The following is a 19,406-nucleotide window of genomic DNA, read 5'->3' on the forward strand; positions in this document are numbered from 1 at the left end:
ACCCTGCGGCAAGTCTCAGGTGGTAACGCCGATTTCGGCAAGGCGGCCGAGGCAGGCCTCTTCGATATTGTCGAGTTCGGTCAGCGTATCGTCTATGTCCTTGCGCTTCTGGCGCAGGTCCTCACGCTTCTCGTCGACGCGCTTCATCAGAAGTTTCAGCTGGCCGAGCTCGCCCGGCGGCTCCTTATAGACCTGGATGATCTCGCGGATTTCCGCGATGGTGAAACCGATCCGCCGCCCGCGCAGGATTTCTCCAATGAGCCGTCGGTCCGCCGGCCGGAAAAGACGCGTGCGCCCTCGCCGCTCCGGATGGATCAGTCCCTCGTCTTCGTAGAAGCGGAGCGTGCGCGTCGATACTCCAAATTCGCGCGTCAGCTCCGTTATGCTATAATATTTGTTCACCGGCATGTGTTCCCCGTCCTCGAACCGGCAATAATATTGACTTTTACGTAATAGTCAATTTCGGCGAACCGTCAGATGCCGAACCACCAGGTGGCAATGCCGAGAAAGGCGAAGAATCCGGTGCAGTCGGTCACCGTCGTGACGAACACCGACGAGGCGATCGCCGGGTCGGCACCCACCTTGTCGAGCAGCAGCGGCAGCAGGATGCCGGCAAGCGCGGCCGCCATCAGATTGATGATCATCGCCGCCGCGATCACCCCACCAAGCTGATAGTCATGAAACCAGATTCCGGCGATCGCGCCCATGATCGTCGCAAAAACGGCCCCGTTAAGAAGGCCGACGCCGGCCTCCCTGCGGATGATGCGGCCGGCATTATAAATGTCGAGATCGCGAGTGGCGAGCGCGCGCACCGTCACCGTCATCGTCTGTGTGCCGGCATTGCCGCCCATCGAGGCGACGATCGGCATCAGCACCGCAAGCGCGATCATTTTCTCGATCGAGGCATCGAACAGGCCGATAACGCTCGCCGACAGCATCGCCGTGCCGAGATTGATCAGAAGCCAGAGGAAACGCGACCGCGCCGTCGAGATCACGTTGTCCGACAGTTCTTCGTCGCCGACGCCGCCGAGGCGCTTGATGTCCTCGTCCGCCTCTTCGTGGATGACGTCGACGACGTCGTCGATGGTCAGCACGCCAACCAGCCGGCCGTTCTCGTCGACGACGGCAGCAGACAGAAGGTCGTACTGTTCGAAGAGCTGGGCGGCCTCCTCCTGGTCCATCTCGGCGGGAACCGGATGGTTGGTTTCCCGCATGATCTGCTCGATCTTCGTCTGCCGTTTGGTGCGCAGGATCTGATCGAGATCGACGGCGCCGAGCAGCTTGAAGGTCGGATCGATGACGAAGATCTGTGAGAAGGAATAGGGCAGATCCTCCTCGTCGCGCATATAGTCGATCGTCTGGCCCACCGTCCAGAACGGCGGCACGGCGACGAACTCGGTCTGCATGCGGCGTCCGGCCGAGCTTTCCGGATAGTCGAGCGCCCGGCGCAGCCGCACCCGCTCGGTAAACGGCATCTGGGCGAGGATTTCTTCCCGGTCCTCCTTGTCGAGGTCTTCGAGAATGTAAACAGCATCGTCCGAGTCGAGCTCGCCGATGGCGGCCGCGATCTGCTCGTTCGGCATCTGGTCGACGATTTCGCGGCGAATTGCCTCGTCGACCTCGGTCAGCGCCGTCATGTCGAAATCTTCGCCGAGCAGCCGCACCAGCGCCAGGCGCTGATCCGGCTGGATCGATTCGAGCAAGTCGCCTATCTCGGATTCATGCAGGCGGGCGACATTCCCGCGCAGGAACAGCGTGTCGCGATCGGCAATCGCCGCACCGACGAGCGCCAGGAAATCGCCGCGGACATTGCCGTCCTCGTCGTAGATATCCGCTTCCTCGTCATCGCGCCGGCGAATGCGGTCTTCCGTGTCGGTCGTCGTCATCTGCCGCCCTCGCACCTGGTTCGAATTTCAACGACTGCCGCACCGCATTCGCAAATGTCGGCCGAAAACACATTGTCAACAAGCGGATAAGCGAATCCCGCGCGAGGCTCCCGCGGTCGGAATTCTTGGCCCCTGCTAGCTCAAAGCTTCCTTGTCGTAAAGCGCCAACCGTGCTTCGTGATGACAATGTCTGCGGCCGGCGATAGTTTCCCGCCGCTCAAAGAGAGGGGAGCCCGCTTCATGCCCATCCGTCCGATCCTGCGCTATCCGCATCCGGGCCTAAAGACCCTCTGCAAACCGGTGACGGCCTTCGATGCGTCGCTGCCCGCGCTTGCCGACGACCTGCTGGCGACCATGCGCGCAGCCCCCGGCGTCGGCATCACCGCCGCCCATATCGGCGTCTTCCTCCGCGTGACGGTGTTAGAGCTCGATCGGACCGACGGCGTGCGCCTCTACGTCAATCCGCAGATTACCTGGAGGTCGCAGGAGACGATGAACCATGCCGAGGGCAGCGTCTCCATGCCCGGCGCGATCGAAGAGGTCACACGCCCACGGGCAATCCGCTTTCGCTATCAGGATGCCGGCGGCATCATGCATGAGGAGGCCGCCGAAGGTTTCCTCGCCATCTGCGTCCAGCACGAGGTGGACCAGCTCGACGGTATCTTCTGGCTGCAGCGGCTTTCGCGGCTGAAACGCGAACGCCTCGTCAAAAAATGGGAGAAAACCCAAGGCTGACAAAACGCCTGCCACACCGAACCATTCGCCTCTGTCGGCGTTGTCCCGAGAGAAACTAGGAGCGACTATAATGGCAAGGATCGGTGACAAGACCCCGATTTCACGCGAGGCCCCCGAGCTTTCCCGTGAAGAAGATTATCGCGACCTCGAAGAACGCAATCTCGATGACGGCTGGCCCTATGCCGATGGCACCGCTGGCAGCGACCCGGCAAACCGTCCGTATGGCGAGACTGCCGCAAATTTCGACAGCGATCCCAACACAGGTTTCCGAGTCGATGGCACAGACCAAGACGGCAACGAGAATCGCCTCAAGGATTCGTTACGCGCCGGTATGATCGATCGCGACGAAAGCGACGAGCTCGAGGCGCGGGTGAACGACGCTCTCGAAAACATTCCCGAGGTCGATATCAACAGTATCGAGGTTCATGCCGACGGTCATGTCATCACCCTCGAAGGCTCGGTCGAGACGATCGGCATTGCCCGCAAGGTCGAGCTCGGCGCGCTCTCGGTCGACGGCGTTCACCATGTCCGCAACAAGCTGCAGTTGACCGGGGTTGACGCCCATATCCCGAACGAAGACTGAAAAGACCCGCATCACGACCATCGCCAGGAGGCGGGTGCACCGCCTCCTATTGGTTCCGGACATTACCAAAAGTTAACAATTTCCAATTGTAGCAGGAGCAGGTAGCCTGCAGTCTATTTTAATAGGCGACTTGCCGTAACGGAAACGTCACGTTCGTTGACAACACCGTGATTTCATTTGAACAAAAGGCAATGAAGCGACCGGCCTCAATTCACAATATTGCCGCAATTGACGCGCGAAATCTTATCCGCCGGGGATGGTTTATGTTGTTGAATGCAACAACAGATTGAGGAGAAGAACCATGCGCATCAAATTTGCTCTCGCCGCATCCCTGTTTGCCGTCAGCCTTGCAGGCTCTGCCTTCGCTCAGCCGACTTATTCCGATGATTATACCAACGACAGTGATGGCTTTGCGCCCTCCAAGATGGCGCCGCCTGCTCCCGTGCACTATAGTAACAACCACAAGGCTCCGGCCTATTCCAGCGATTACACCAATGACAGCGACGGCTTCGCCCCGGTTGCCATGACGAAACCGGCGATCGACAGGACCGCGACCGCAAGCATCAAGCCCCTGCCCCCGTGCCATAGCATGGTCGGCCCGAGCGGCTCCCATACCAAAGGTGCCGACAGCGGCGCCTCGCGCACAGAAGCCTGCCGCGCAATGCATTGATCGGCCATAACAGACGTCGGGACAAAAGGGCCGCAGTCGGCCCTTTTTTCTGTTCAGCTGTCCGACGCGCTGATATCATGCGTCGCGGCACTCTCGCGTATATCTGGGAAAATCAAGACGTAAAAAAACCTCGTGGAACCAAATGGTCACGAGGGTTTTTTAAATAAACTGGTGCGGTCGAGAAGACTCGAACTTCCACGGGTTGCCCCACAGCGACCTCAACGCTGCGCGTCTACCAATTCCGCCACGACCGCATCGTGGTAGGTGCCGATTTGCGTCGGCGGGGCAGCATGTAGCAAAAGCATTTGGGGTGCACAAGGGCGATATGACAGTTTTTTTGAAAACCTTTCACGGCATTTGAATTGGCCGGAAAACGGGTCCATATAGGTCTCCTGCCGCCCCTATTTCGTCAGGCATTTGGGACAGGCGGCAAGGAATGGCCATGCTTCGCACCGATCTCGAATTCTCCATGCTCCCGAAACTCGGCACCCGCCCGGTGCGCTGGCGCATCGCCGATGGACTCGTTGCCTATGAGGCGGCGGTGGAGACGATGGAGCGCGAGGTGGCGGCGATCGGAGAAGGCGGCGACGAGCTTGTCTGGCTCGTGGAACATCCGCCGCTCTATACTGCCGGCACCAGCGCCAATGCGAGCGACCTCGTCCAGCCGGATCGCTTTCCGGTCTTTGCGACGGGACGCGGCGGTGAATATACCTATCACGGACCCGGTCAGCGCGTCGCCTATGTCATGCTCGACCTAAAGCGCAGGCGCCAGGATGTACGCGCCTTCGTCGCCGCGCTCGAGGAGGTCGTCATCCGCACGCTCGACATGATGAACGTGCGCGGCGAGCGGCGCGAGGATCGTGTCGGCGTCTGGGTCCGCCGCCCGGAAAAGCCGTTCCTGCCAGACGGCACGATGGCTGAAGACAAGATTGCCGCCCTCGGCATCCGGCTGCGCAAATGGGTGACCTTTCACGGCCTGTCGCTCAATGTCGATCCCAATCTCGATCATTTCAGCGGCATCGTACCCTGCGGGATATCGGCCTATGGCGTCACCAGCCTCGTCGATCTCGGCCTTCCCGTCATGATGGCGGATGTTGACATCCGGCTGCGCGCCGCTTTCGACACGGTTTTTGGCGAAACGGTCAATGACGCCTGACCGTTTACGGGGTTTCACGGGCTTGATTTGCCCGCCTTTCCCATGATTGATGGGCACTGTTCCCATAAGAATCGGCAGCCATGTCAAAGCCCCATCAAAATTCCCTGCAGGGCATGGCAATCATGTCCGGCGCCATGTTCATTCTGCCCACCATGGATGCCATCGCCAAATATATGGCGACCTTTGAGGCGATGTCGCCGGGTCAGGTCACCTTCTATCGCTTCTTCTTCCAGATCGCCTGCACCCTGCCGATTCTCTTTGCTGTTTTTGGGCGCAGGGCGCTTTCCGCAAAGCGGCCGTGGATGAATCTGCTGCGCGGCGTGTTGCACGGTGCGGCGAGCCTGCTGTTTTTTGTCGCCGTCAAATACATGCCGCTGGCCGACGTCTTTGCCATCTATTTCGTCGAGCCCTTCATGCTGACCGCCATGTCGGCCCTGTTTCTCGGGGAGAATGTCGGCTGGCGCCGTTGGATGGCGATCGCTGTCGGTTTCGGCGGCGCCATGATTGTCATCCAGCCGAGTTATGAGATTTTCGGCCTGAAGGCGCTGCTGCCGGTGGCCTGCGCCTTTCTCTTCTCGCTATATCTTTTCCTCAATCGCGCGATCGGCGAGGCTGATTCGCCGCTCACCATGCAGACGACGTCGGGCATCGGCGGAACGATCTTCATGGCGGCCGCCCTTCTCGTCGGCAGCAGCGCCGGCAATGGGGACTTCGCCATTTCCCTGCCCTCCTCCGGCCTCGGCCTTGTGCTGCTTCTCGCCCTCGGCTCGATCTCGGGATATGCGCATATGCTGGTGGTGCGAGCGTTCCGGCTTGCACCGCTGTCGCTGCTTGCCCCGTTCCAATATTTCGAGATCATCTCGGCCACCGTGCTCGGCTATGCGCTGTTCAATGATTTCCCGAATTTCTCCAAATGGATCGGCATTTTCATCATCGTCGCATCCGGCCTCTTCATCATCTGGCGAGAGCGGCTGCAGGCGCGATCGCTAAAATCTTCGTGATTCGCGCAGCAGGCGGTTAACTCCCCTTCTTGAGGGATCGTCAATTCGCAGTCGCTAAAACTGTCTCCGGCTTCATGATGAAGCCTGGAGTTAAAACATGAGCGAATTCCGTCTCGCTTTTCCGGCCTGTGTCGTGGCCGGCAAGCATCGGCTGACTGCCGAAGATATCGCGCTGCTGCGCAAACATGCTTTCCCCGAGGGGATCCGGACGTCCCAGGATGTCGTTGCAATGTTGGCGCTCAACAATTCCTGTCCCGAAAAATGTGCCGAGTGGAACGCTTTCTTCGTAGAGCAGATCGCCGGTTTCATCGTCCATTACACCTATCCGCAGGGCTCGCTCGATGAAATCAACGTTGCCTGGATCATGCGCATGTTCACGACCGACGGCGTCGTCAACTCGGCGCTGGAGCTCGAGCTCATTCTTCACGTCATGGAGATTTCAGCCGATATCCCGGGTGAATTGAGAGCGCTTGCCCTCGACCAGCTTCGCCTGGCGATCACAGACGGTATCGGCGGCTATAAGCTGTCGCGCGCCGTCGACCACAAGAACATCACACGCCAGGACGTCGATTTTGCGATGCGCATTTTCAGAAGCATCGCCGCAGACGGGGTGATCGCCGTGTCGCCGGCCGAATATGGCGTCCTCCGCCAGATCGACCAGGCAACGCTGCCGGGCGCCAACCATCCGCACTGGGCTGGGATCATGGCCGCGGTCACGCTGCGCGATCGCCCGGAACCGCGGCGCAGCCGCTGGCTGCGCATCATCGACGAGGAATCAGTCGCGGAAGCCGCCGTCGCCTGACATTAGGCGGCTTAATCTCACGTCTCCCGGCTGCCGGTTCCAAGCCCAATTGTGCGTTCCGGTGTTTTATGCGTAAAACTCCGGAACGCATTTCTGGGTGGAGTCTCGATGTTCAAGAAAATCCTGATCGCGAATCGCGGCGAGATTGCCTGCCGCGTGATCAAGACCGCGCGCCGCATGGGCATTTCGACCGTTGCGGTCTATTCGGACGCGGATCGGGATGCGCTGCATGTCGAAATGGCCGACGAAGCCGTCCATATCGGCCCCGCCGCAGCGTCGGAAAGCTACCTGGTCGCCGACAAGATCATCGCCGCCTGCAAGGCGACCGGCGCCGAGGCGGTGCATCCCGGTTACGGATTTCTCTCCGAGCGCGCCTCTTTCTGCGACGAGCTGGAAAAGCAGGGCATCGTCTTCATCGGCCCGAAGCCGAAGGCCATCATGGCGATGGGCGACAAGATCGAATCGAAGAAGTTCGCCAATGCCGCCGGCGTCTCCACCGTGCCCGGCCATCTCGGCATCATCGTGGACGCCGCGCGCGCGGAAAAGATCGCTGGCGGCATCGGCTATCCGGTCATGATCAAGGCGTCTGCCGGCGGCGGCGGCAAGGGCATGCGCATTGCCTGGAACGAGGCCGAGGTGCGCGACGGCTTCGAGCGCGCCCGCTCCGAGGCGAAGAGCTCCTTCGGGGACGACCGCGTCTTCATCGAGAAGTTCATCGTCGAGCCGCGCCATATCGAGATCCAGGTGCTGGCTGATGCGCATGGCAAGGTCGTCTATCTCGGCGAGCGGGAATGCTCGATCCAGCGGCGGAACCAGAAGGTGGCGGAAGAGGCGCCCTCGCCTTTCCTCGACGAAAAAACGCGCAAGGCTATGGGCGAACAATCGGTGGCGCTGGCGAAGGCCGTCGACTACCAGAGCGCCGGCACCGTCGAATTCATCGTCGACCGCGACCGCAATTTCTATTTCCTCGAAATGAACACCCGCCTGCAGGTCGAGCATCCGGTGACCGAACTCATCACCGGCATTGATCTCGTCGAACAGATGATCCGCATCGCCGCGGGAGAGCCGCTCAGCTTCAGCCAGGAGGATGTCAGACTGGACGGCTGGGCGATCGAAAGCCGGCTCTATGCCGAAGATCCATACCGCAACTTCCTGCCTTCGATCGGCCGCCTGACACGCTACCGGCCTCCGGCCGAAGGCAGGACCGGCAACATTGTCGTCCGCAACGATACCGGCGTCTACGAGGGCGCCGAGATCTCGATGTATTACGACCCGATGATCGCCAAGCTCTGCACCTGGGCGCCGACGCGCAGCGAAGCGATCGAGGCCATGGGTCGGGCGCTCGACGGCTTCGTCGTCGACGGCATCGAGCACAATGTTCCCTTCCTGTCGGCGCTGATGAAACATCCGCGCTGGCGCGAGGGCCGGCTTTCCACTGGCTTCATTGCCGAGGAATATCCTGACGGTTTCGCGCCGATGAAGCCGGACCGGCAGGAGGAAGCCATGCTTTCCGCAATCGCGCTGTCTGCCTCGCTCATCGAAGCGAACCGCCGCGAACGTTTCGCCGATCGCCTGCGCGCCGCATCGGCCACACTGCGGGAGGATTGGGTGGTCAAAACAGGAGACAGCTACGTCGCTGTCAGATTGCTCGATGGCCTCGTCACTATTCCTTTCGATATGGAGATGGAGATCGAGGGCGAAAGCCGGAGCGTTGTCACCGATTGGAGACCGGGCGATCCGGTCTGGAGCGGCAGGGTCGGCGACCAGGATATTGCCGCGCAGATCCGCCCCGTCCTCAACGGCCTGCGCATCGACTGGCAGGGACTGTCGGTGATTGCCAAGGTCTTTTCGCCGCGCCATGCGGAACTCGACAGGCTGATGCCGGTGAAGCTGCCGCCGGATACCTCTAGGCTCCTGCTCTGCCCGATGCCCGGCCTGGTCGTGTCCATCGCGGTCGCCGAGGGTCAGGAGGTCAAGGCCGGTGAGACGCTTGCGATCGTCGAGGCGATGAAGATGGAAAACGTCTTGCGCGCCGAGCGCGATCTCGTCGTCTCGAAGATCAATGCCGCCGCCGGCGAAAGCCTGGCCGTCGACGCCGTCATCATGGAATTCGCTTGAGCCCTGCTCGCCAGCCATGTCAAGCTTGGCCGATGCAGGCAGTTGGGAACCGACAAATCAGCAGGAGATAGGAAGATGGACGTTCGCGCCGCCGTAGCCGTTCAGGCAGGCAAACCGCTGGAAGTGATGACCGTGCAGCTGGAGGGGCCGAAGGCCGGCGAGGTGCTGGTGGAGGTTAAAGCGACGGGCATCTGCCACACCGACGATTTCACCCTGTCGGGCGCCGATCCGGAAGGCCTGTTTCCTGCCATTCTCGGCCATGAGGGCGCCGGCATCGTCGTCGATGTCGGCCCGGGCGTGACCTCGGTCAAGAAGGGCGACCACGTCATTCCGCTTTATACGCCGGAATGCCGCGAGTGTTATTCCTGCACGTCGCGCAAGACCAATCTCTGCACCGCCATCCGCGCCACCCAAGGCCAGGGCGTGATGCCGGACGGCACCTCGCGCTTTTCGATCGGCAAGGACAAGATCCATCACTATATGGGCTGCTCGACCTTCGCCAATTACACGGTGCTGCCGGAGATCGCGCTCGCCAAGATCAACCCCGACGCGCCCTTCGACAAGGTCTGCTACATCGGCTGCGGCGTCACCACCGGCATCGGCGCCGTCATCAACACCGCCAAGGTCGAGGTCGGATCGACGGCGATCGTCTTCGGCCTCGGCGGCATCGGCCTGAATGTCTTGCAGGGCCTGCGCCTTGCCGGCGCCGACATGATCATCGGCGTAGATATCAATCCGGATCGCAAGGCCTGGGGGGAGAAGTTCGGCATGACGCATTTCGTCAATCCGAAGGAGGTCGGCGACGACATCGTTCCCTATCTGGTCAACATGACCAAGCGGGGCGGCGACCTGATCGGCGGCGCCGACTACACCTTCGACTGCACCGGCAATACCAAGGTGATGCGCCAGGCGCTGGAGGCCAGCCATCGCGGCTGGGGCAAATCGGTCATCATCGGCGTGGCCGGCGCCGGCCAGGAGATCTCGACGCGGCCGTTCCAGCTGGTCACCGGCCGCAACTGGATGGGCACCGCCTTCGGCGGCGCGCGCGGCCGCACCGACGTGCCGAAGATCGTCGACTGGTACATGCAGGGCAAGATCCAGATCGATCCGATGATCACCCACACCATGCCGCTCGAAGACATCAACAAGGGCTTCGACCTGATGCACAAGGGTGAAAGCATCCGCGGCGTGGTGGTGTATTGATGCCTGCAGCAAGCTACCGGGTCGATCTGAGGACTCTCGATGAGCTCCCCGCGCGGGAGCTCTACGACCTCCTGCGAATGCGGGTCAATGTCTTCGTCGTCGAGCAGAACTGTCCCTATCCGGAACTCGACGGCAAGGACATCGATGCCCTGCATCTCAGACTGCTGGAGGGCGGTGACCTCCTGGCGGCGGCGCGGATCCTCAAACCGCATGAGCCGCAGGACCCGTCCAAGATCGGCCGCGTCGTCGTCTCGCCTTCCCATCGCGGCAAACGTCTGGGCGACGCATTGATGCGTGAATCGATCACCGCCTGTGAGCGGCGTTATCCGGCAAATCCGATTGCCTTGTCAGCGCAGGCCCATCTGCGCCGCTTCTACGAATCCTTCGGCTTTGTCGGGACGTCGCAGGAATATCTGGAAGACGGCATTCCCCATATCGATATGGTCAGAGGGCCGGCCATTCAGCCGGCATGAGGACACCGCCATGATCTATGTCGACGCCGATGCCTGCCCGGTGAAGCCGGAGATCCTGAAGGTTGCCGAACGCCACGGCCTCGAAGTCACCTTCGTCGCCAATTCCGGCCTGCGCCCGTCCCGCGACCCGATGGTCCACAACGTCATCGTCTCCAATGCCTTCGATGCCGCCGATAACTGGATCGCCGAGCGCGCCGGCGCCGGCGACGTCGTCGTTACCGCCGACGTGCCGCTCGCCGTGCGCTGCGTCGCCGCCGGCGCCTTCGTCAGCGGTCCGACCGGGCGTGTCTTCGACGAGACTAATATCGGCATGGCGAGCGCCATGCGCGATCTCGGTGCGCATTTGCGCGAAACCGGGGAAAGCAAAGGTTACAACGCCGCCTTCAGCCCGAAAGACCGCTCGCGATTCCTCGAAACTTTCGATCGCCTCTGCCGCCGTGCCAAGAACCTTTCCGCCGAGGCCGGCGGCCAGTCATGACCTCTTTGGCGGCCGGCAAGAAACGGGTGGCATGGCAGCCATGCCGATTCCTACCTTGAAGACAGCCGTTCCCTCACTGATATAAGCACTATCGCAGACGACTGCGGCGTCCTGAGGATGCAACCGTCGCGGGGACGGCCTCGCTCTTGAACAAGGAGAGGCGTATGGCCTGGTTTCTGCTTTTTCTCGCTGGCCTTTTCGAATGTGGCTGGGCGATCGGCCTTAAATACACCGAGGGTTTCACGCGGCCGCTGCCGACGGCGCTGACCGTCATTTCCATGGTGGTGAGCGTCGTCCTGCTCGGCCTGGCGGTGAAGTACCTGCCGATCGGCACCGCTTATGCGGTGTGGACCGGCATCGGCACGGTCGGCACCGTGCTCCTGGGCATTTGGCTGCTCGGCGATGGGGCAAGTGTCTCCCGTCTTGCCTGTATTGCACTGATCGTCGCCGGCATCACCGGCCTCAAGCTCACCGCCTGATTCCGAAACGCTGCGGGGCGCCCGAAACGCCCCGCAAACAATGTTCATTTCAAGCCGTCTTCCGGTTATCGACGGCAAGGGCGCCGGGACCGGAGAAGAACAGGTAAAGGAAAACGAAGCAGAACAGGATTGCCGCGTCGCCCTGGTTGACGGCCGGGAAGAAGCTGTTGGGTGCATGCGCCATGAAATAGGCAACCGCCATTTCGCCCGCCAGCAGGAAGGCCACAGGCCGCGTCAGCAGGCCGACGAGAATGAGGATGCCGCCGACCAGTTCCAGAAGGGCCGCAAACAACATCAGCGGCGGCAGCGAACCTGACATTTGTGACGCCGGAAATCCGAAAAGCTTCATCGTGCCGTGCTCGATGAACAGCAGCGCGGTGATGATTCTGAGAGCGGCCAGCCCATAGGGGCGATAGGCGGAAAGACGCTCGAAAGTTGACATTAAACCTCTCCATTAAAGAAATTGCAGCCGAGCGTTAGCCCGTCCCCGGCCGCGATTGAACACACGGATCGCTGACGGCCGTTCACTTTTTCGACAGCAGGCAACGTGGCCAGATATCAGAGCGGGATGTTGTCGTGTTTTTTCCAAGGATTGGCGAGATCCTTGTTGCGCAGCATCTTCAGGCCGCGCGCCAGCCGCCGCCGGGTCGAATGCGGCATGATCACCTCGTCGATATAACCGCGCTCAGCGGCGACGAAGGGCGAGAGGAACCTGTCCTCGTACATTTTCGTGTGGGCGGCGATCTTCTCCGGATCGGCAATATCCTTGCGGAAGATGATCTCGACCGCGCCCTTGGCGCCCATCACGGCGATCTGCGCCGTCGGCCAGGCATAATTCAAATCACCACGCAGATGTTTCGACGCCATCACGTCGTAGGCGCCGCCAAAGGCCTTGCGGGTGATCACGGTGAGCTTCGGCACCGTCGCCTCGGCATAGGCGAAGAGCAGCTTGGCGCCGTGCTTGATCAGGCCCCCATATTCCTGCGCCGTGCCCGGCAGAAAGCCCGGCACGTCGACGAAAGTGACGATCGGAATGTTGAAGCAGTCGCAGAAGCGCACGAAGCGCGCCGCCTTGCGCGAGGCGTCGCTGTCGAGCACGCCGGCCAGCACCATCGGCTGGTTGGCGACGAAACCGACCGTGGAGCCCTCGACGCGGCCGAAGCCGCAGACGATGTTTTTGGCGAAGCTCTCCTGGATCTCGAAGAAATCCCCCTCGTCCGCCACCTTCCGGATCAGTTCCTTGATGTCGTAGGGCTTGTTGGCACTCGCCGGCACTAGAGTGTCAAGCGACGTATCGGTCTCGGTCACCGATTGATAACATTCGATCTCCGGCACCGGCGACGTGTTCGAAAGCGGCAGGAAATCGATCAGCCGGCGCACCTGCAACAGCGTATCGACATCATTCTCATAGGCGCCGTCGGCGATCGATGAGCGTGTCGTGTGCACCGTAGCGCCGCCAAGCTCCTCAGCTGTCACCGTCTCGTTGGTCACGGTCTTCACCACATCGGGACCGGTGACGAACATGTAGGAGGTGTCGCGCACCATGAAGATGAAATCGGTCATCGCAGGCGAATAGACGTCGCCGCCGGCGCAGGGGCCCATGATCACCGAGATCTGCGGAATGACGCCCGAGGCAAGCACATTGCGCTGGAAGACTTCGGCATAACCGCCAAGCGCGGCGACCCCTTCCTGGATGCGGGCGCCGCCGGCATCGTAGATGCCGACGATCGGCGCGCGGTTCTTCAGCGCCATGTCCTGCACCTTCATGATCTTCTCGGCATGCGCTTCCGAAAGCGAGCCACCGAAGACGGTGAAGTCCTTGGCGAAGACGAAGACCGTGCGGCCGTTGACCGTGCCCCACCCGCTGACGACGCCGTCGCCGGCGATACGGCTCTTATCCATGCCGAAATCGGTGGAGCGGTGCTCCACGAACATGTCGAACTCTTCGAAGGTGCCCTCGTCGAGGAAGAGGTCGATGCGCTCGCGCGCCGTCAGCTTGCCGCGCTTGTGCTGAGCAATTATCCGCTCCTTGCCACCGCCGAGACGCGCGATGCCGCGGCGGCGTTCCAGTTCTTCGAGAATTTCCTTCATGCGATCTCCCCTCGCCGCTCTCGCGGTCGATATGCGCTAGCGGCTGCGTCCGCTGAGCGAGAAAACCGAGCGGATCCGTGCAGCGACGTCCTCGGCGATGATGTCGTCGGCAAGTTTCGGGTCGGCGGCCATACTGGTTACGTCGAAGGCGCTGACGGCAATCACCGAGCCATCGTCGACCGAAGCCGCGTCAACCCTGATTTTGGCGACGTTGCGGTCCTTTTGGAAACCGAGTCCCTTCTCAATCGAAACCACGCGAATTGTCAGCACCACCCGCGGCAGCACGGTGTCGCGCAGCGTTGCATTGATGGCGGCATTGACGCGGTCGTTGATCCCGGCAAGCAGCTCGGCGGGGATGTTCGGGCCGGAGAGAACGACAGCGCTGCGCACATCATAGAGCGGTGCCTTCGGCTTGTTGGCCGAGAGGCTGCCGCAGGCCGTCAGCGCAATACAGACGAGCACGGTCCGGCAAAAACTCGACCTCAGCCAATCCATCGCAAAATCTCGCACCACCCCGTTGGAGTCGCAGATTTCGCCATAATGTCTGGGAAGGCAATATGTTTCAGGTGCTTAGGGCGAAAAAAACATCCGCTGCCGCCTTGAACTCGGCGAAGCGCTTGGCTCTTCGCTCCTCGGCTTCCTCGTCCCGCCCCCAATGCTCGATCGTCCAGTCTTCGTCGAGATGGGCAAGCGACCACGCCTCCTCCGCCGTCAGCCGGCCCTCGGCAAACGCGAGCGCCAGGATCGCCGAGCCGGTCAGCGTCGTGACCGTATGGAGGGCAGCGAGCGCCATGGGACTCTGATGCCGCGCCAGTGTCACGGCGAAGGCCGCGGTCGCCTCTCGCGGCTGTTCGTGAGGCATCACCCCTTCGACGAGGATGAAACGGGCGCCGAGATCGTGGGCCGCCCAGTCGATTACCGGGTCCCAACGCTCCCTCTGGCGCTCGACCAACAGCTCCGGCGTGTCGGCGCGGTAGCAGATGAGGTCGCTCGAGGAAAAGCGGAGAATGTCTTCGAAGATGGCCTGCGTATTGGTCGCCACGCCATCGAGCGCGGTGTTGACCAGCCGGGTCACCGGCATGGTGACCGGATCGATTTCCTCGCCCTGCCCACGCCATTCGGCGGCGACAAGCTGTGCGAGCGCCTCTGTGGGAACGGCAAGAACCTGCCGTGCCGGCGTGCGCACCGACTTGCCGTCGAGCGTGATCGCGAAGCTGCCCTCGTGATCGGCGACCGCCACGTCGGTATAGAAACGCTTCGGCAGCGGCTTCTTCATCTGGATCTGCGCCCGACGGATGGGATCGGGATGGCTCAGACCCTCGGAAAGATCGTTCAGCAGATCGCGCATGGGCTCACCTCAAGAAAAATGGCGCAATATCTCGTTCGGATGATAGGCGATCGCATCGGCGCCGTTGGCGATCAGTTCATCCACGCTGGCATAGCCCCAGGCAACACCGATCGCTTTTGCGCCGGCAGCCTTTGCCATTTGCATATCGTAAACCGCATCGCCAATGACAATGGTATCGGCGGCATTCATCCCGGTTTCGTCGCAACATTCCGTCACCATGGCCGGATGCGGCTTGGAGGGGCAGTCGTCGGCGGTGCGCGCAACGACGAAATGCCTGTCGAAGCCGTGCGTGTCCATTACGAGCTTCAAACCGCGGCGGGATTTACCCGTCACCGCCCCGATCAGCAGATCCTCGCGGCCGCTGATCGCATCGATCATCTCGCGGATTCCGGCAAACAGCGGCTCCCGGTACTCGAGATCCTGACGCACGATGGTAAACAGCGATTTGTAATGCGCCGTCATCTCGACGTCTTCCTGCTCGACGTGCGGCTTGCCCTGCATGCGGGCTATGGCGATATCCAGCGACAGGCCGATAATGGCCTTGGTGTCCTCAAATCGCGGCTCAGCCTTGCCGAACTTCTCGAAGGTGCGCCGCATGGTTTCATGGATAAGCCCGGCACTGTCGACCAAGGTGCCGTCGCAATCAAAAAGCGCAAGTTTCATTCTTGGTCGTCCAGGATGGGAGCCGAATTTTCATCGAAGCCGAGCAGGTTCCAGCTCTGCACCATATGCGGCGGCAGAGGCGCGGTGACGCGCAGGCGCCCCCCTGAGGGATGCGGGATATCGATATGGCGGGCGTGCAGGTGCAGCCGCTTCTGGATACCGCCGGGAAAATCCCAGTTCGGATCGTCGTCGAAATATTTGGGATCGCCGATGATGGGATGGCCGATATGCAAGGCATGGACACGCAGCTGGTGCGTGCGCCCTGTATAGGGCTCCATCTCCAGCCAGGCGAGACGTTGCGCCGCCGTCTCGACGATGCGGTAGTAGGACACTGCATGATCGGCGCCGTCTTCGCCATGCTTGGCGATGCGCATGCGGTCGCCGTCGGCGGTCGGCTCCTTGACGAGCCAGGTCGAAATCTTGTCCTCACGCTTGCGCGGCACCCCTTTCACGAGAGACCAGTAGGTCTTCTTCGTATCACGCTCCCGGAAGGCGGCGGTCAGCTTCTGTGCCGCACCCCGGGTGCGGGCGATGACGAGCACGCCTGACGTGTCGCGGTCGAGGCGGTGGACGAGCCGCGGCTTCTCTCCCTTCGGGCTGGTCCAGGCCTCGAGCATCTGGTCGATATGCCTGGCGACGCCGGAGCCACCCTGCACGGCAAGGCCGGCCGGCTTGTTGAGCACGATCACCTTGTCATCCTCGTGCAGCACCATGCGTGACAGGAGGTCGAAATCCGTGGAATGTTTGAGATCCTTGCCGGCGATCGGCCCGGTTTTCAGCTTGGCGTCGACATCGAGCGGCGGCACGCGTACCGTCTGGCCGGGCTGCACGCGTGCATCCGATTTCACCCGTCCGCCGTCGACGCGTATCTGGCCGGAGCGCAGCAGCTTCTGCAGCGGCCCGAAGCCCAGCCCGGGAAAATGCACCTTGAACCAGCGATCGAGCCGCATGCCCGCCTCGTCGGCTTCAACCTTGATATGTTCTATGCCAGCCATGAATAGTCTTTCGGAAATTGCAGCGCGGGCCAAGCCGGCGTTCTTGCCGCAGCCTTAGAGCATTTTCATGCAAAACGGAAACCGGAATCAGACCAAAGCGCGCATGATGGCGAGGCCAGCGAACACGGCCGCCATCGAAAGGCCGACGCTGGCTGCTATGTAGAGGCCGCCGGCGACAGCCTCGCCGCGCTCGAAGAGCGAGATGGCATCGAGCGAGAAAGCCGAGAAGGTGGTGAAGCCGCCCAGAAAGCCGGTGATCAGCAGCAGGCGCAGTTCCATCGATGCGTTGAACTTCCGCGCGACCAGTTCGGCGAAGACACCGATGACGAAGCAGCCGACGACATTGACGGCAAGAGTGCCCCAGGGAAAAGCCGGCCCCATGAGCCTTAGCGCCCATTGGCCGACATAATATCTGAGGACGGAACCGATTGCGCCGCCCAGCGCGACAAGGAGAGCCTGAATCATAAGCCGGATTTACCTCAGTTCGGCGACGACTCCAATGGAACCGCGCGAATTCTTGCCACTCGGTAAAATGCCAATGATTTTGTTACGATAGCACCAAGACCATGCGGATATCGTGACGGCATGACGCAGCTCCTGTCCATATCGGCCAACACCGCCGCCATTGCCTTCGAATCGCTGAGGATCCCCCAGCGCGTCGCTACGAGCACGGCGGCGCGTGATGCAAAGCGCATCGCCGACCGGCAATTGAACGGCGGGGCGTCCGATCAGGCCGAGGAGCCCTCCAGCATCATCCAGTCGACGGAGGTGGCGCTCGACCTGATGGCAAAGGGCAACCAGCAACCACAGACAGGCCTGCGGCAGGCGCTGCAATCCTACGAGGATGTCTAACAGACAAGCCGCTTCCAATAGAAAGCCCGCGGCTGTAATCGCAACCGCAGGCTCTCTGTCTGAATCGGCCGGCCCTACTTGCCCTGGACCGACAGCACCTGCAGCACCAGATCGACCTTGCCGGCTTTCTCGAAGCTCAGCGTCACCGGCACCGCGTCACCCTGTTTAAATGGCGTCTTCACCTTCTGAAACATCAAATGCAGGCCGCCGGGCTCGAGCTTGACCGTTTCGCCCGCGGCAATGGCGATGCCATCCTTCAGCTGGCGCATCCGCATGACATTGTCCTTGGTAGCCATCTCGTGGATCTGAACCTCGCCCGCCGCGGGCGAGCTGATGGAGAGCAGGCGATCATCCGTTTTGCCGTTGTTCTTCACCGTGAAAAAGCCGCCGCCGACCGGCTGGCCGGGCAGCATCGCTTTGGCGAAGGCGCCGGAGATTTCGAGGTCGCCGGCCTTGACTGTGTCGCCGGCTGCCATTGCTGCCGACATGTCCATGCCGGGCATGGGGGACATTCCGGACATGTTCATCCCGGCCATATCGTCATGGTCGTGGCCATGATCATCACCGGCAACGATTTTCAGCAGCGGCGCCGGGCTTTTCAGCGCGTGCGGATCGCCGCCTTCTCCGGCCACCTGATCCCAGGCCGTGACCTTATCGCCGCACAGCTGCGTCACCGGAAAGGCAAGCGAGCTGCCGGCTTCGACGCCCGACACCTTGCCCTGGATGACGAAGGTATCGTAGAAATCATCGGAAAGATTGCCGTTCTTCCAGCGGATCTCGATGGCGCCCGCCTTCACCTTGTCGCCGTGATTGTCGTAGCTCTTCTGGTAATCGCCCTTGATCACCTCGAGTTCCCAGCCGGCCTTCGGCTGCGGCTTGGCGAAGACGAAGCCTTCCGGCAGTTTGACCCGCACTTCCGTAGTCGCCTTGCCATCGCAGCCGTGCGGCACCTGCAGCGTCGCAAGAATGGTGCTGTCGAGCTTCGCCTCCTTGTCGAGGAAGGTGACATGCGCCTCGGCGCCTGCGAAGGCGGTTGCGGAAAGAAGCGCGGCAAGCGCTAAAGTCTTGATTGTTTTCATCGGATATCTCCTCGCCGGCCGCGGCCCTCTTCGGGCGAACCGGCATTTTGCGTCATAGGTTGCGGAGGCAGATCAGATGAGGGTGGGAGGTCCACGCGAATTCGGTCGGCTGACGGTACTGACGGTGACAACGGCTGCAGTCTCGATTGGCGGATTGACGAGCGAGGCGAGCTTGCGCTCGAGCCACCAACCCGCATCCGGCGTCGGCAGGATCACCGATGCAGACAGCCGGCAGGCTTCGCAATTCGGCTTGAAGCCGACAGTCTTGCCTTCGGCCTCCTTCACGGTGACGCAGAGCGAGGCAAGGCTGCCGTCGGGCAGCACGTAGGCCGCGGCATCATAACCATCGGAGGCGACAGCCTGCGGCGCTTGATGGGCGAATCCGAGCAAAAGCAGGCCCAAGGCGCAAAGCATGCGCAGGAAGAGCGTCGCTTTCAGTCCTGTCTGCCGCATGAGATCCCCTTCAACAGCATGTCGCGATAGCCGTTTTCCCAGCCGAATGCAAAAGCAGATTTGCCGCAGATCGCGCCCTTCCCTGACTTTGGCGACAAAAATTTGTCAGGTCACGACATTTGGCCTTGCCAAGCGCTGCGCCCGCCGGATAATTGCGGCCAACCCTGTTGGGAGAATCCGGTGCTTCTGCCACCGGTGCCGAAGGAGCAACCGCCCCGGAAACTCTCAGGCCAAAGGACCAGCAAGGGGGCAGACGGAACTCTGGAGAGAAGCGTTTTCGAAACGCTCGCCGAAGGGATAACAATCTCAGGCAAAGGGACAGAGGGGGCTCAGGAGAGAAG

General features: G+C 61.4%; 23 protein-coding genes, 1 tRNA gene and 2 riboswitches. Of the genes, 12 read left to right on the top strand and 12 right to left on the bottom strand.

What is annotated here, in order from left to right; translation table 11 throughout:
• Window positions 1-15 precede the first annotated feature (15 nt).
• Together ACQ7C1_RS18845 and mgtE are read right to left on the bottom strand one after the other, a co-directional pair.
• Window positions 16-408: a MerR family transcriptional regulator gene (locus ACQ7C1_RS18845; protein ID WP_011425479.1), complete on the bottom strand. Its 393-nt coding sequence runs from the start codon at window positions 406-408 to the stop codon at window positions 16-18.
• 65 nt (window positions 409-473) lie between these two features.
• Window positions 474-1,886 (bottom strand): magnesium transporter, encoded by a 1,413-nt coding sequence (gene mgtE / locus ACQ7C1_RS18850; protein ID WP_085778252.1) that lies wholly within the window; start codon window positions 1,884-1,886, stop codon window positions 474-476.
• 240 nt (window positions 1,887-2,126) lie between these two features.
• Here mgtE and ACQ7C1_RS18855 point away from each other — a divergent pair, with 240 nt between their 5' ends.
• The 3 genes from ACQ7C1_RS18855 (at window position 2,127) to ACQ7C1_RS18865 (ending at window position 3,874) form a co-directional block, all read left to right on the top strand.
• On the top strand, window positions 2,127-2,621 hold the full coding sequence (locus ACQ7C1_RS18855) for a peptide deformylase (protein WP_430959406.1): 495 nt from the start codon (window positions 2,127-2,129) through the stop codon (window positions 2,619-2,621).
• A gap of 70 nt (window positions 2,622-2,691) precedes the next feature.
• The gene (locus ACQ7C1_RS18860; protein ID WP_085778253.1) at window positions 2,692-3,204 is read left to right on the top strand and encodes a BON domain-containing protein; all 513 of its coding nucleotides are present in this window, start codon (window positions 2,692-2,694) and stop codon (window positions 3,202-3,204) included.
• Between the two features lie 301 nt (window positions 3,205-3,505).
• Complete coding sequence (locus tag ACQ7C1_RS18865) at window positions 3,506-3,874, top strand: hypothetical protein (protein ID WP_430959407.1); 369 nt, start codon at window positions 3,506-3,508, stop codon at window positions 3,872-3,874.
• Window positions 3,875-4,043: 169 nt separating this feature from the next.
• Here ACQ7C1_RS18865 and ACQ7C1_RS18870 read toward each other — a convergent pair.
• A tRNA-Leu gene (locus tag ACQ7C1_RS18870) sits at window positions 4,044-4,128 on the bottom strand.
• Window positions 4,129-4,310: 182 nt separating this feature from the next.
• On the opposite strand from ACQ7C1_RS18870, the gene lipB reads away from it, so the two are divergent.
• The 8 genes from lipB to sugE all read left to right on the top strand — a co-directional run bounded on the left by lipB (window position 4,311) and on the right by sugE (window position 11,584).
• Window positions 4,311-5,030 carry a lipoyl(octanoyl) transferase LipB gene (gene lipB / locus ACQ7C1_RS18875; RefSeq protein ID WP_430959408.1) on the top strand — a complete coding sequence of 240 codons (720 nt, stop codon included), beginning with the start codon at window positions 4,311-4,313 and terminating at the stop codon, window positions 5,028-5,030.
• An 80-nt stretch (window positions 5,031-5,110) separates the two neighbouring features.
• Window positions 5,111-6,031 (top strand): DMT family transporter, encoded by a 921-nt coding sequence (locus tag ACQ7C1_RS18880; protein WP_430959409.1) that lies wholly within the window; start codon window positions 5,111-5,113, stop codon window positions 6,029-6,031.
• Window positions 6,032-6,128: 97 nt separating this feature from the next.
• Window positions 6,129-6,833, top strand: a complete 705-nt coding sequence (locus ACQ7C1_RS18885) for a hypothetical protein (RefSeq protein ID WP_430959410.1) — start codon at window positions 6,129-6,131, stop codon at window positions 6,831-6,833.
• Window positions 6,834-6,941: 108 nt separating this feature from the next.
• Window positions 6,942-8,951, top strand: a complete 2,010-nt coding sequence (locus ACQ7C1_RS18890) for an acetyl-CoA carboxylase biotin carboxylase subunit (RefSeq protein WP_430959411.1) — start codon at window positions 6,942-6,944, stop codon at window positions 8,949-8,951.
• A gap of 75 nt (window positions 8,952-9,026) precedes the next feature.
• Window positions 9,027-10,154 (top strand): S-(hydroxymethyl)glutathione dehydrogenase/class III alcohol dehydrogenase, encoded by a 1,128-nt coding sequence (locus tag ACQ7C1_RS18895; RefSeq protein ID WP_430959412.1) that lies wholly within the window; start codon window positions 9,027-9,029, stop codon window positions 10,152-10,154.
• The gene (locus tag ACQ7C1_RS18900) at window positions 10,154-10,627 is read left to right on the top strand and encodes a GNAT family N-acetyltransferase (RefSeq protein WP_430959413.1); all 474 of its coding nucleotides are present in this window, start codon (window positions 10,154-10,156) and stop codon (window positions 10,625-10,627) included. The genes ACQ7C1_RS18895 and ACQ7C1_RS18900 overlap by 1 nt, the downstream gene beginning before the upstream one ends.
• 10 nt (window positions 10,628-10,637) lie before the next feature.
• A complete protein-coding gene (locus ACQ7C1_RS18905; RefSeq protein WP_430959414.1) occupies window positions 10,638-11,105 on the top strand; it encodes a YaiI/YqxD family protein in 468 nt (155 codons plus the stop codon).
• Window positions 11,106-11,269: 164 nt separating this feature from the next.
• The gene (gene sugE / locus ACQ7C1_RS18910) at window positions 11,270-11,584 is read left to right on the top strand and encodes a quaternary ammonium compound efflux SMR transporter SugE (RefSeq protein ID WP_097599301.1); all 315 of its coding nucleotides are present in this window, start codon (window positions 11,270-11,272) and stop codon (window positions 11,582-11,584) included.
• Between the two features lie 49 nt (window positions 11,585-11,633).
• Here the strand turns inward: sugE and ACQ7C1_RS18915 are convergent, their stop codons facing one another.
• The 7 genes from ACQ7C1_RS18915 to crcB form a co-directional block, all read right to left on the bottom strand.
• Window positions 11,634-12,026 (bottom strand): DoxX family protein, encoded by a 393-nt coding sequence (locus ACQ7C1_RS18915; RefSeq protein ID WP_097599300.1) that lies wholly within the window; start codon window positions 12,024-12,026, stop codon window positions 11,634-11,636.
• Between the two features lie 116 nt (window positions 12,027-12,142).
• Window positions 12,143-13,675, bottom strand: a complete 1,533-nt coding sequence (locus ACQ7C1_RS18920; RefSeq protein WP_430959415.1) for an acyl-CoA carboxylase subunit beta — start codon at window positions 13,673-13,675, stop codon at window positions 12,143-12,145.
• Between the two features lie 36 nt (window positions 13,676-13,711).
• A complete protein-coding gene (locus ACQ7C1_RS18925; protein ID WP_097599376.1) occupies window positions 13,712-14,170 on the bottom strand; it encodes a hypothetical protein in 459 nt (152 codons plus the stop codon).
• Window positions 14,171-14,237: 67 nt separating this feature from the next.
• Window positions 14,238-15,023, bottom strand: coding sequence for an ATP12 family chaperone protein (locus tag ACQ7C1_RS18930; protein WP_097599299.1), 786 nt, complete (start codon window positions 15,021-15,023; stop codon window positions 14,238-14,240).
• A 9-nt stretch (window positions 15,024-15,032) separates the two neighbouring features.
• Window positions 15,033-15,686: an HAD-IA family hydrolase gene (locus ACQ7C1_RS18935; RefSeq protein WP_097599298.1), complete on the bottom strand. Its 654-nt coding sequence runs from the start codon at window positions 15,684-15,686 to the stop codon at window positions 15,033-15,035.
• Window positions 15,683-16,681: an RluA family pseudouridine synthase gene (locus tag ACQ7C1_RS18940; RefSeq protein ID WP_430959416.1), complete on the bottom strand. Its 999-nt coding sequence runs from the start codon at window positions 16,679-16,681 to the stop codon at window positions 15,683-15,685. The genes ACQ7C1_RS18935 and ACQ7C1_RS18940 overlap by 4 nt, the downstream gene beginning before the upstream one ends.
• Window positions 16,682-16,768: 87 nt before the next feature.
• On the bottom strand, window positions 16,769-17,146 hold the full coding sequence (crcB, locus tag ACQ7C1_RS18945) for a fluoride efflux transporter CrcB (protein ID WP_430959417.1): 378 nt from the start codon (window positions 17,144-17,146) through the stop codon (window positions 16,769-16,771).
• 120 nt (window positions 17,147-17,266) lie between these two features.
• On the opposite strand from crcB, the gene ACQ7C1_RS18950 reads away from it, so the two are divergent.
• Window positions 17,267-17,533, top strand: a complete 267-nt coding sequence (locus ACQ7C1_RS18950; protein WP_085778270.1) for a hypothetical protein — start codon at window positions 17,267-17,269, stop codon at window positions 17,531-17,533.
• Window positions 17,534-17,607: 74 nt separating this feature from the next.
• On the opposite strand, the gene ACQ7C1_RS18955 is transcribed toward ACQ7C1_RS18950, so the two are convergent.
• Window positions 17,608-18,612, bottom strand: a complete 1,005-nt coding sequence (locus tag ACQ7C1_RS18955) for a copper chaperone PCu(A)C (RefSeq protein ID WP_430959418.1) — start codon at window positions 18,610-18,612, stop codon at window positions 17,608-17,610.
• A gap of 72 nt (window positions 18,613-18,684) precedes the next feature.
• On the bottom strand, window positions 18,685-19,065 hold the full coding sequence (locus ACQ7C1_RS18960) for a hypothetical protein (protein ID WP_430959419.1): 381 nt from the start codon (window positions 19,063-19,065) through the stop codon (window positions 18,685-18,687).
• Between the two features lie 158 nt (window positions 19,066-19,223).
• Window positions 19,224-19,316: riboswitch (glycine riboswitch) on the top strand.
• Window positions 19,317-19,397: riboswitch (glycine riboswitch) on the top strand. It begins immediately after the preceding riboswitch.
• The last annotated feature ends 9 nt before the right edge of the window (window positions 19,398-19,406 follow it).

Source organism: Rhizobium sp. Nf11,1 (genome assembly GCF_050587665.1).
In the GTDB taxonomy this organism is placed as follows: Bacteria; Pseudomonadota; Alphaproteobacteria; order Rhizobiales; family Rhizobiaceae; genus Rhizobium.